The 13,172-nt window shown below is 40.3% G+C and carries 9 protein-coding genes; all 9 read left to right on the forward strand.

Annotated features, from left to right (window positions below; all coding sequences use genetic code 11):
- The first annotated feature begins 183 nt into the window (after window positions 1-183).
- The 9 genes from ACO1PF_RS10670 (at window position 184) to ACO1PF_RS10710 (ending at window position 13,125) form a co-directional block, all read left to right on the forward strand.
- On the forward strand, window positions 184-1,155 hold the full coding sequence (locus ACO1PF_RS10670; protein ID WP_423189041.1) for a sugar ABC transporter substrate-binding protein: 972 nt from the start codon (window positions 184-186) through the stop codon (window positions 1,153-1,155).
- Window positions 1,152-2,600 carry a sensor histidine kinase gene (locus ACO1PF_RS10675; protein WP_423189042.1) on the forward strand — a complete coding sequence of 483 codons (1,449 nt, stop codon included), beginning with the start codon at window positions 1,152-1,154 and terminating at the stop codon, window positions 2,598-2,600. The genes ACO1PF_RS10670 and ACO1PF_RS10675 overlap by 4 nt, the downstream gene beginning before the upstream one ends.
- Entirely contained in the window at window positions 2,593-4,143 is a 1,551-nt protein-coding gene (locus ACO1PF_RS10680; RefSeq protein WP_423189043.1) for a response regulator, read from the forward strand. Before ACO1PF_RS10675 ends, ACO1PF_RS10680 begins: the two co-directional genes overlap by 8 nt.
- Window positions 4,144-4,156: 13 nt before the next feature.
- Window positions 4,157-5,254 carry a sugar ABC transporter substrate-binding protein gene (locus ACO1PF_RS10685; RefSeq protein ID WP_423189044.1) on the forward strand — a complete coding sequence of 366 codons (1,098 nt, stop codon included), beginning with the start codon at window positions 4,157-4,159 and terminating at the stop codon, window positions 5,252-5,254.
- Window positions 5,255-5,698: 444 nt separating this feature from the next.
- Window positions 5,699-6,556, forward strand: coding sequence for a metallophosphoesterase (locus tag ACO1PF_RS10690; protein ID WP_423189045.1), 858 nt, complete (start codon window positions 5,699-5,701; stop codon window positions 6,554-6,556).
- A 106-nt stretch (window positions 6,557-6,662) separates the two neighbouring features.
- Window positions 6,663-7,895 carry an MFS transporter gene (locus ACO1PF_RS10695; protein ID WP_423189046.1) on the forward strand — a complete coding sequence of 411 codons (1,233 nt, stop codon included), beginning with the start codon at window positions 6,663-6,665 and terminating at the stop codon, window positions 7,893-7,895.
- 86 nt (window positions 7,896-7,981) lie between these two features.
- Window positions 7,982-9,379: a M24 family metallopeptidase gene (locus ACO1PF_RS10700; protein WP_423189047.1), complete on the forward strand. Its 1,398-nt coding sequence runs from the start codon at window positions 7,982-7,984 to the stop codon at window positions 9,377-9,379.
- Between the two features lie 79 nt (window positions 9,380-9,458).
- Window positions 9,459-10,307, forward strand: a complete 849-nt coding sequence (locus tag ACO1PF_RS10705; protein ID WP_423189048.1) for an aldo/keto reductase — start codon at window positions 9,459-9,461, stop codon at window positions 10,305-10,307.
- 136 nt (window positions 10,308-10,443) lie between these two features.
- Window positions 10,444-13,125 carry an HAD-IC family P-type ATPase gene (locus tag ACO1PF_RS10710; protein WP_423189049.1) on the forward strand — a complete coding sequence of 894 codons (2,682 nt, stop codon included), beginning with the start codon at window positions 10,444-10,446 and terminating at the stop codon, window positions 13,123-13,125.
- Window positions 13,126-13,172: the final 47 nt, after the last annotated feature.

Genomic DNA, 13,172 nt, shown 5'->3' on the forward strand with positions numbered 1-13,172 from the left:
AAATGGATAAAACAAATAGATTAAAAAAACGATAATTTAATAAGAACTCTGCAATAATAAACGAATAGGATAAAAAAATCCATTCGCATGTTGCAGAGTTTTTATTGTTTTTATTGTCAGAGACAAGTTAAAACTGTAAAATGAATAGATGTTAAAACGTTTACATAAAAAGGGGCCACTATATTGAATAAATCATTGAGCATTATGGCTGTGTTGATTCTAAGTGTGCTCAGCTACTTAACTTATATTTCAGCAGAAAGCGTCATTAATTCAGATTGGAAGGAACCCCTGCCACTTGCGAGTCAACAATACCGACTGGTGCTGATCACACAAGATGTTGATACACCTTTTTGGAATAGTGTAGCCAAAGGTGCAAGTGAACTAGCCGAACTAGAAGGCGTAATGCTCGAAAATTTGGGTAACTACGGCAAAAATGAGGAAGCATTCTTAAGTAATCTGGAATTGGCTATTCATTCAAAAGTAGATGGAATTATTGTGCAAGGGCTCGATAAGGAAAAATTTAAGGAATTGACAAAAATAAAAGCCGCTTTTTATGGCATCCCCGTGATCACGATTGCAGAAGATGTTCCAATAGAGGAAAGTCTGCGGCGAACTTATGTCGGATCGAATCATTTTAAAGCGGGCAAACTGATTGCGGAACAGTTGATCTTGGATATGGGAGATTCTGGTGAGGTAGCACTCATGTATGATCAGGAGCCACAACATTATCAATCACTCCGACTGAATGGCATTAAAGCCGTATTCAGAAAATATCCTAATATCTCAGTAATAGATGTAAGAACGGATACCTCCAAAGAAAAGGTTATGGCAACGACCCAAAATCTATTGAACAATCATCCTGAAATAGAAGGCTTTGTTGCGATCAATTCGGAGGTCACCTCGGGAATGATCCAGGAAATCAGTCGACGAAAACAAATTGAGCCCTTATTTATTTATTCCTTTGATGATCACGCTGATATTGAAGGGCTGTTCCAGCAAGGTAAATTGGATGCTATCGTAGCACAGGATCCTGAAATGATGGGTAGATTGGGAGTGGAATTGCTTATTGAATGGTTGGAGGGGGAGAGCGCTCCCCTTGATTTTGATGGCTATTTTACCCCCGTTACAATCGTGAAAGAGAAGGATGAGTTATGAATACCATACAGAAGAAGATTTTCTCTTTAATTTCCGTAATTGTACTTATCATGATGGGGATTTGGATTGCTTTATCCATGTATATTAGTCAAACTCATGATCAGTATAACTCCATTTTACAAAGATACTTGGTTTTGAATGAAGTAAATGAAGAAAGTCAGGATTTAATCATGGACTTAAATAACTATCTTTATGACCCGACATCAACGAATCTAAGAGCCATCGATGAAAGAGAATTGAAGATACAAAATATGGAAAATGAGATTTGGAACTTGGGTCATTCGGAAAACGAGTTTGAACTGCTCAACTACATTCATCTGATGGATAGTCTGATGGAGACCGTAGAAAGATCGATCAGCCTTTCCAATCAGGAAGAATCTGAGGCAGCAATACGCGAATTCAATGACGCTACTCGAATTGCTAATTATATTTCAGATACAAAAACCGCACTAGTCGAAACAGAATTGGAAACATATGATGTCGTATATAGAGGGATCATTGCCAGGTCGACGGAGTTAAATCGTTTTGGAATATGGCTGATACTTCTGCTAACAGCGACCTTAGTGATTTTTTCTTATTTGTTGTCGCGAAGCATAACCCGTCCGATTATACAGTTGACGGAAGCAGCTAATACATTATCAAAAGGAGATTTCAATAAAGTTGTCACCGTTCACTCAAATGACGAATTTGATTTTTTAGCGAAGACATTCAATCGAATGCGGTTGAATATCAATAACTTGATACAAGAAATCCAAGAGCAGGCGGAATTGGAAAAAGAACTACAAGACAATAAAATCTTGTTGCAGGAAAGTCAATTCCGCAGTCTGCAAAGTCAGATCAATCCTCATTTCTTATTCAATACGTTGAACACTATATCGAAAAAAGCATACCTCGAAGGATCATTACAAACAAGCGATATGTTGGTTAATGTCGCAGATTTATTGCGGTATAATCTGAAAAGTCTCGACCGTTCAGTGACTTTGTTGGAAGAAGTCACTATCCTGAAAAGATATATGGCCATACAAAAAGCAAGATATACAGAAAGATTGATCTTTTTGGAAGACATCGATAGTTCCCTTTTGCATGTTCAGCTTCCGGCACTCACACTTCAGCCTATTATTGAGAATGCCATCATATATTCTGTTGAACCGCGGGAGGACGGTGGGGAAATCATTTTCAGCGTGAACGATGCAGAAGCTTATGTAAGAATTGATATAGAAGATGATGGACCGGGAATGTCCGAGGAAAAAGCGGATAAACTGCTGAAGGGATTACTTGTACCAAAAGAGGGCCATTCAACTGGGATAGGATTCATCAATGTGGTTAAACGTATGCAACTATTTTTTGAAGCTGATAATCTGATTCAAATTGAAAGTACCCTTGGAAAAGGAACCAAAATTACTCTCTATATTCCAAAGCAAAGGAGTCTGAAGGAAAATGCCTAAAATAATGATTGTGGATGATGAGGAAATAGAACGCGTGAGTATGCAGAAAATCTTGTCAGAGTCTTTTGAAGGACTGGAAATGGCCGAAGCAAAAAATGGACGGATGGCTATTGATTTATCCAGTAGTTTCAAACCAGATATAATTTTAATGGACATCAAAATGCCTGGAATGAATGGTTTGGATGCAATCAAGGAAATTATGATGGATTTTCCGACTATAAAGTTTGTAATGGTGACGGCTCATGACACCTTCCAATTTGCAAGAGAGGCGATAAAGCTAGGTGTAAAGGACTATCTGTTAAAACCTAGCAAAATAAGTGAGATCGTAGCGACTGTGGAAAAAGTCATCAAAGAAATAGAAGTGGAGCAGGAAAGAATAGAAAAAGACATAAAACATGATCTTCAATTTGAAAAGTCGAGAAGGGTACTGGAAACGGACATGGTTACCCAGCTGTTGTTCGATCATGTCCATGAAGTGCATGTTGATACGTTGATGGATATGCTCGAGATAAAATCAGCAGATGAGATGTTTGTTATGGTTATTCTTGTTCCAGAACGGTTTGAAAAGGTTTATGCGCAATGGGTCAATCAAATAAAAGAATTAGGTAGTGTATGGGTTGGTGCTCTGCATGGTAGGCACTTTCCATTGATCGTTTTTCGAAATAACGAAAATAGTTATCGGTCTCAGGTTACTACAATCGTGAAAAACGGCTTGAAAGACAGCCAAAATAAACGTGGTTGTGAATGGTTTGTCGGCATAGGTGAGATTTATGAATCACTGGATCAAATGAAAGAGTCATACCACGAAGCATTGATTGCTATGATGGACGTCACGAGGGCAGGGACGTATCGGTTTTATAAGGATATTAATACTGAGCCTAATTATGGTGATGCACTGATGGAAAAATACAAGGGAGAATTTTTGGATCAAGTAAGACTAGGAGAATGGGGGAAAATCAAAAATCATTTGGTGATGCTGATAAAATCTTATGAAAAAGAAAAGATTCCCTTAGAACATACGAAACAACGGATCATGGAATTGATTTGGAGGATATATCATACGCTCGCTGAAATGGGGATCGATATCAAATCGGGACATTACTTTTTAAAAGAGCAATCTTATCAACAATTCGTTGAGGAAATCGGAATGTATATTGAGGAGATCAATCTTCAGTATGAGCGCATATATAACTGCAATGAACAGGATACGATTCATCAAATCAAGCAGTATATTAAAAATCACTCAAGTGAAAATATATCTTTGGAAATGTTAGGAGATAGGGTGGGCTTGAGTGCCATTTATATCAGTAAATTGTTTAAAGAAAAGCTGAACATCAATTATATAGATTATTTGACTCTATGCCGTGTGGATAAGGCAAAAGAATACATGTTGTTTCCAGAAAAAAGTATCAAGGAAATTGCATTTGAAGTGGGTTATCATGACCCGAACTATTTCAGTAAAGTATTTAAAAAACAAGTAGGGGTATCACCCAAGAAATATCGGGATAAAATACTTGGATTTTCAGTTTCTTCTAGTGAATAAGGGAGGTCAATCAATGAAGAGGCATAAAGAGGGAATAGCGGGACTTTGTATATTCATATTCACAGCTATCCTTTTAGTGGGTTGTACAAATAATTCCGAAGAATCTTCCCGTGACTTTGATTCTACAGAGATTAATGGTTCAGTTAAAGAAATTTCAAAAAACGATGAAGCAGAGCGAAAGTTAAAGATAGGTTTTTCCATGGATACTCTCGTTGAAGAACGATGGGAGAAAGACAAGCTTATGTTTAAAGAGTCGATTGAATCGTTGGGTGCTGAAGTTGAAATAAAAGCAGCAAACGGTAATGATGCCCTTCAAATAGCACAAGCTGAAACAATGATCAGCCAAGGGATCGATTTGCTTGTGCTGGTCCCACACAACGCTGAGGCTGCAGCTTCTATAGTTGGAAAAGCTCAAATGGCAGACATACCTGTCATCTCCTACGATCGACTAGTGATGAATGCCAACGTAGATTTGTACATATCTTTTGATAATGAAAAAATTGGTGCTCTGCAGGGATACTCCATTACTCAATTGGTACCTGAAGGTAAATATGTGTATATTGCAGGAGCTAAAACGGATAATAACGCTCATCTTATGAAGAAAGGCTTATATGAAGTTCTGCAACCTTTCATACAGGATGGAAAGATCGAAGTAGTCTATGATCAGTGGACAGATGCTTGGATGCCAGAGAATGCAAAAGCGAATATGAAAGCAGCTCTTCTTGCTAACGAGAATAAGATTGATGCAGTCATTGCTGGAAATGATGCTACTGCAGGTGGAGTGATCGAAGCATTGGAAGAACAAGGCTTGTCAGGAAAGATACCCGTTGTCGGACAGGATGCGGAGTTAGAAGGCGTTCGAAGAATAGTAGCCGGCACCCAATCCATGACGGTTTATAAATCAATCAAGTCATTGACCGAACAAGCTGCCGAAATAGCGGTCAAGATGGCAGGGGGCGAAACAATTGAAACTGTTACCACAATTAATAATGGCAAAAAAGATGTCCCTACAGTTTTATTGACGCCGGTCGTTGTTGATCAGTCGAATATAATGGAAACAGTTATTGATGATGGCTACCACATGAGGGATGATGTGTATCAGAACAACTGATTTTGTCCAATTAAATGCTGGTTTCAAATCAACGAAATCAAGAATAGCTAAAAAATCGAACAGGTATAGTAAGGTTGTTATAAGAATTAGTGGTCAGAAAAATGTACATTCTATTTAATCTATTGAAAAAATAAGTCAGGATAAAACCTTCTTTTAGATGAAGGTTTTTTTTATTCGAAAAGACCTGAAGGAACAAAATTTGAATGAGAAGCAGTAAAACATCAGCATTTACAAAGATTTCACATGAATTTTATCATGAAATCATTGTAGAATAAACGAAAACTGATACAGTGTCAATTGCTTGCACTATAATAGACATGACCTCTATACTGATATTTACTGAGAACTCTATCTAATTCGTTGCAAATCATTTATAATGTGGAGTTATAAACGGCAATTATAAATTGGAATGAAAAACTGATCAGCTACAAAAAGGGGATTGTTATGAATAAAAACAAAAAAATAAGTGTATGGATGATAAGGGTTATATTTATCGCCGGCTTATCGTTTTTCTTATATTGGGGAAATAATGCGATTGAAACAACGCATTATTCCTATAGTAGTGATGAAATCCCGCAATCTTTTGATGGATATACCATCGTACAAGTATCTGACTTACACAATAAAGATTTTGATGAAAATTTAACGACTAAAATCGAAGCAGAAAACCCGGATATTATAGTAATAACTGGAGATTTGATTGACAGAAACAGAACGGATTTAACCATTGCCAAAGACTTTCTGGAAGACGTCAGTTCTATTGCACCTCTATATTTTGTATCGGGCAATCATGAAGTTGCATCTAACAAATATCCGGAATTGAAGGAAATATTGGATGAAGTAGGAGTCATTAACTTAGATAACGCTAGTCAGATTTTGGAGAAAAACAATGAGCAAATCAATCTGCTGGGTTTGGCTGATCCGCTCACGATGTTACTTGAAGATATTGAAGAAGAAGGATCGGGTGAACTTGTTCTTCAAAAAAAAATGGAAGAGTTATTGAATGAGAGTCCAGCTGATTTCAATCTGCTTCTATCTCACCGCGCTGAATTGATAGATATTTACGAAGAAAGTGACGTCGAACTAGTCCTTACTGGTCATGCCCATGGTGGACAAATTCGCTTACCGATCATAGGAGGATTATACGCACCTGGACAAGGGTCATTTCCTGATTATACAATTGGAGAGTATACGAAAGGCACTACGACAATGATAGTCAGTCGAGGATTAGGAAACAGTGTCTTTCCTTTACGTGTTTTCAATCGTCCGGAACTTGTCGTAATGACTTTGGAAGCACAATAACGGCAACTGACTTAATTGCTGCACAGATAAAATCAATTATACTTACTTCTTTTGATTCATTATCGTATAATTGAAGGTAATGAATTTAGAGTGAGGAGAATTAGTTTTGCAAAACAAGAGTAGAATGCACTGGGTCGTAGCTATGACCATGTGTGGACTTGCTGTCAGTGCAGTTGGATTGCCTGTCATGACCAACGGTGTATTCATAACGCCAATTGCAGACAGCCTGGGTGTCTATCGCGGATCCGTAGCGATGCACAACACACTGACGTTATTGATGAAAGCTGTTATGTCACTTTATGTACCAAGTTTGATAAGGAAATTTGGATTAAAACAAGTCATCATCACAGGAGCCTTACTTGGTGGACTATCCAATTATATGCTTGGTTGGGTAGACTCAATATGGTTATTCAATATTTTAGGTACCCTTCGAGGAGTCGGAACGGGCATGTTGGCTTGGGTGCCGTTGACCATTGTTATCAATGAATGGTTCAGCGAGAAGCATGGTTTGGTAACCAGCATCGTCCTCAGTTTCAGTAGTATTACTGGAGCAATATTCTCGCCGGTTTTCTCATCACTGATCACCAGTCTCGGCTGGCAACAGTCCTACCGCATTATGGGGATGCTGATTATCCTGTTTGCTTTACCAGCTATTATAATCCCGTTCACTGTTGACCCGAAGGAAAGTGGTTATTTACCCTATGGTTCAAAAGAATTAGATGAAGACGGAGCCCGACGAGGGACCTTTATTAAACGTGAAGAGCACCGGGAAGTTTCAATGTACATTTTCGGTCTGCTATTCATTTTCACAATGTTTCAAACGTTATTGATCGGTGTTCCGCAGCATTTCCCTGGGTTTGCTCAAACACTCGATTATTCTTCTGATGTTGGCGCAGTGATGTTATCAGTGGCAATGATAAGTAGCATTGGCTTCAAATTAAGTCTCGGTTACGTGAGTGATCGAGTAGGGCCTGTGAAAAGCACCATCAGTGTCTTGGCCTTGATTGGGTTGTCCAGTGTCATACTGTTGTTGACTGAGATCATTCCGATGCTATATGTCGGGGCATTTCTTTTTGGTGCGGCATATTCTATCCCTTCGGTAAGCGTCACCTTGCTGACCAAAGAATTCTTTGGTCGCTACAACTTTACACGTTTGTACCCGATCCTCGCCTTTTCAACCAGCTTTGGCGGGGCGATATCATTAGCAGCCGTGGGCTTTATCTATGACTTTACTGGTTCTTATACACCTGCATTCGCCATTACATTCGGCATCAATATTTTCAATATAATTTTACTGCTGCTCATGACGCACAGAATCAAGAAGAACAAAACGAGTTGAATGTAAAAACCGATGCGGTCATGCATCGGTTTTTTTGATATATTGTGCTATGATAAACGTTAATGAAGAGCAGTAGGAGGCTATCCATGAATTATGACTATGAAAAGTCAATATATACAGCAGTTCAAGCACCGAAACCTGAGGAAGATTTAAAGAACATTTCGCTGACAGATGCAACGATGCGGGAACGATACGACAAAGTGCTAGCTCAAATGAAGAAGAGAAACATATCCACTCTAGTCATTTACGAGGACTTGGAACATGGTTCGAACTTTGAGTACTTGACCGGTTTTTTGACGCGCTTTGAAGAAGGGGTACTTATTCTGCATGACGACGGAACTGTCTTTTATCTTCTGGGGAATGAAAATCTCAAACTCAAAGATAAGGCCCGATTAAAAGGCGACCTCGTACATGTGCCTCATTTTTCTCTACCAGACCAGCCCATGGAACCCGCTAGTAGCTTTAGTGACGTTTTCACTGAAAATCTTATCAAACAGGACAAGCAAGTTGGCATTGTTGGTTGGAAGTTGTTCACTGGAGTTAAGGATCCAAATAGCCAACTGTTTGATGTCCCACATTATATAGTTGAAAGATTGATCGCTATTGCCGGGAAAAGTAAACTAGTGAATGCGACCGATCTGTTTATTGGTCGTGAGGGAGCACGGACAACTAACAATGCCAATGAAGTGGCGCACTATGAATTTGGTGCGGCGCTGGCTTCGTCACGCATGCTGAACACATTGGATGCCGTTGCACTCGGTCAGACAGAATGGGAACTGGGAGGGTTGCTAAACGCTTATGGCCAACCCAACAGTGTCGTCACGATTGCCGCAACGGGCCAGCGTTTTGATCAGGCAAATCTGTATCCGTCTGGAAAAGAAATCCAACTGGGAGATAAACTGTCGCTGACGGTTGGATACAAAGGTGGCCTTCAAAGCCGTGGGCCGATTGCTGTCCACGAGGCGTCCGAACTACCTGAAGAGCATCGGGATTATTTAGATAAAGTGGCGAAGCCCTATTTCACCGCAGTCGTGGCCTGGCTGGAACAGGTGCACATCGGTATGGAAGGAAAAGACGTTTACGCTTTGATTGGTTCCGTTTTACCCAAAGATGTGTACGACTGGAAACTCAATCCGGGACATCTGACGGCAGATGAAGAGTGGGTGGCTTCGCCGATCTCTAAAGAATCTGAAACGTCACTTAAAAGCGGCATGCTGTTCCAGGTCGATATCATTCCTTCCGTCAAAGGTTACCCGGGAGTGAGCGCTGAAGGTGGCGTCGTTTTAGCCGATGAAGAGCTGAAGAACGAAATTAGAGCGACGTATCCTGAAGTCTGGCAACGGATGGAAACGAGAAAAGCATATGTGAGAGACATTTTAGGTATCAACACGCATGAAGATATCTTGTTTTCCGGCAATGCCACACCATACCTCAGACCGTTTGCTTTAAACAAAGAAAAGGCAATGGTTTGGAGAAACAGTTAAAAACGATAATTGTTCTAACAAGATAGATATGAGCACTTAAGATATAATAGAAACAGATAGTATGAAAGGAGTTATTTAAATGACAATGCAACACTATTTTGAAGCGAATGATGGCTCTCGGTTACCGAAGATCGGTCTGGGCACGGTTTACATCAAAGGGGCTAAAGGCGTGACGAGCACGTTATCCGCGATCAACAATGGCTATCGACTGATCGACACGTCGACCAATTACAACAACGAAGGGATGGTTGGTGAAGCGATTCGCCGGTCGTCTATCCCAAGAGAAGACTTCATCATCAGTTCCAAGTTACCGGGTGAGGCTCATGAATACGATAAAGCGATCCTGATGATCCAGGAATCTCTTTACCGCATGGGACTGGATTACTTTGACAAATACATGATCCACTGGCCACTGCCTAAACAGGATAAATATGTAGAAGCCTGGCAGGCATTGGTGGATGCGCAGAAGTTTGGACTGATCAAAACGATCGGTGTCTCTAATTTCCTGGAAGAACATCTGGACCGCATCATCGACGAAACGGGTGTGACACCGGCGACGAATCAGATCGAACGTCATCCTTACTTTAATAACAATGAACTGGTCCAAGTGAACAAGGAACGCGGAATCATTACAGAAGGCTGGAGTCCGTTTGGCCGCGATAAAAACGAGGTCCTCGAAAATGATGTGTTGAAAGAAATTGGAAAGAAATACGGGAAGTCTCCTGCCCAGGTCATTTTAAGATGGAATGTGGAGAGTGACATCTTGACTGTTGCAAAAGCCGCTTCATCAAAAAACCAGCAAGCTAACTTAGACATCTTTGATTTTTCATTGACCGAAGAAGAGGTAGGAAAGATCAATGCCTTGGATAAAGGTGAACCCGGAAGACTGGATGGTCAGCACCCTAATGACTATGAAGAGTTTGACTAGGCAATACTGAAATTCAATCAATCAAATACGAAGACAAAAACGCTCATTGATTTATTCGATGAGCGTTTTTGTTTAAGGAATAATACTTTTTATATTATGATTAAGTCATATCAGTAAACTGTGAAGGATGATTACAATGTCCGATGATAGCCAATCAAACAAAAAATTATATCAGTACACTCCAGAAGAAATTATCGATCGATTCGATACAGATACCTCGGAAGGTTTAAGTGCAGGCGAAGCGAAAAAACGTTTAGAACGAGACGGGTTAAACGAAATAAAACAGGAAAAAACATCCAAATGGACCATTTTGATCAGGCAGTTAAACAACGTTGTGATTTACATACTGTTTGCAGCGGTGGCTTTAACGCTTGGGATGGGACATTATTCTGATGCCGTCGTCATTGGTCTGGTTATTATAGCGAATACCTTTATCGGCTATTATCAGGAAGTGAACGCATCGAATGCCTTGGAAAAAATAAAAGACATGTTATCAACGAAGGCCACTGTGATAAGAGACGGAAAACGAATGGACATCCCTGCCGAAGAAGTGGTTAAAGGTGACATGGTTTATATAGAAGCAGGAGATAATATCCCGGCTGACTTACGTCTTGTTCACGCTGAAAACATAAAAGTTCAGGAATCGTCTTTGACAGGTGAATCAGGTTCTGTTGAGAAATTCGAAGACGCACTAGAGGGGATTCTATCTACAGGAGATCAGAGGAATATGGTTTTTTCTTCGACTGCTGTGACAAATGGTAATGGGACCGGTGTTGTTATCGCAATAGCCGAGGAAACAGAGATTGGTAAAATAAGTTCGGCTGTCAGTGAACAGTCCCATAAGAAAACACCGTTAATGAAAGAAATCGACCAGTTAGGTAAAAACATCTCATACGTCATTTTAGGTGTGGCCGCACTGTTGTTTGTTTTTGGTTTGTTTATAGGTGATTATACAATTGCAGCACTCTCACTTGCTGTGATCACGATGATCGTTGGTTCTGTTCCGGAAGGGTTGCCAGCTACAACATCGGTCGTCTTGGCGATGGGTGTCAGAGATATGGCTAATAAAAAAAATACCATCATCAAAACCTTACCTGCGGCTGAAACGTTGGGTTCAGTAGACATCATTGCCACAGATAAAACAGGTACCTTAACCAGAAACGAAATGACTGTTCAGAAAATCATCACCACAGAAGGGGAATATGAAGTAACGGGTGTGGGTTATGCCCCTAAAGGTGAAGTGTTGAAAAATGGTGAAGCTGTTAATGTTGATGAGTCACCTATTTTAAAAGAATTGATTCAATCCGGATATGAAGCGAATGAAACAACCTTGGAACAAGAAAATGGTCACTGGATCATCAATGGTGAACCGACAGATGGATCCTTTTTAACCTTATATCAGAAAGTCTATCAAACAGAGGAAACGGATTATGAAGAAATGGACCGTATTCCATTTGATTCAGAGTATCGTTATATAGCCTCTCTTTCACAGCACAAAAAAACCGGTGAACAGAAGATCTATATTAAAGGTTCTCCAGACAAGATTTTCGAAATGGCCGAATCCTTTGATTCAAATTTCAATCTCTCACACTGGCAGGATATAGTGGAAGACTTATCTTCTCAAGGAGAACGCGTTGTTGCCGTAGGGGTCAAAAGTCTCGAGCAGCATAAAGAGGACATCGATCATGATGACTTGGACGGCGGGGTCAAATTTCTGGGTATTGTAGGGATCATGGACCCACCGAGAGACGAGATCATCGAATCGATCAAAACCATGCGCACGGCTGGTGTCGAGGTTAAAATGATCACAGGTGATCACCCCGGTACGGCTAAAGCCATTGCGGAACAATTGGGGCTGGCAGAAACGGTCAATGCCATTACCGGTCTGGAATTGGATGAAATGAGTGAAGAGGAATTAACAGAAAAGATCAATGATTATCAAGTGTTTGCACGAACGACGCCGGATAATAAACTGCAGATCGTCAAAGCGTATCAGCGAAGTGGCAAAGTTATCGCTATGGTAGGAGACGGTGTTAATGATGCGCCTGCTCTTCAGACTTCTGATATCGGTGTGGCCATGGGAATAAAAGGGACAGATGTCTCGAAAGATTCTGCGAACATGGTCCTGGCCAATGATGATTTCTCAACGATGAGTACCGCGATTCATGAAGGACGTCGTATATATGACAATATCAAAAAGAGTATTTTGTATCTCCTGCCGACATCCTTTGCGGAAGGTTTGATCATTGCGATCACCCTCTTAATGCAAAATGATTTACCTCTTCAGGCGACGCAAATGTTGTGGATCAATATGGTCTCGGCCATCACTATTCAGTTTGCTTTTATTTTTGAACCGGCCGAAGAAGGGATCATGGAACGTCCGCCAAGAGACACGACGGAACCGTTTATTGACAAGCGGCAAGCATTCCAAATTGCTTATGTATCCATCTTGATGGCTACGTTAAGCTTGATTGCCTACGATTGGCTGATAGAATACGGGGCTAATCAAGCTACAGCAAGTACGATGGTCGTGAATATTATGGTCATGAGCAAGATCTTTTATCTCTTTAATATTCGCACGCGTAAACTTGCCTTTTCAAAAGAATTTTTCAGCAACAAAAAAGCGTTCCTTATCATAGGGGTTATGCTTATTCTACAATTGATACTAACGTATGTACCTTTCATGCAGCGTTATTTCTACACTGAGGGGTTAAACAGTTTGGAATGGCTGATCGCTGTAGGTGTCGGTATCATTGTGTTGCTAGTAGCTGAAACGGACAAATTCATCCGCTTGAAAATATTGAAGAAAGAAGAGTAAATAATACTGTCTGAGAGTTCGTTCTAAACGAGCTCTCTTTTTTTACG

The sequence above is a fragment of the Alkalibacterium sp. f15 genome, from assembly GCF_049389645.1.
Classification (GTDB): domain Bacteria; phylum Bacillota; class Bacilli; order Lactobacillales; family Carnobacteriaceae_A; genus Alkalibacterium.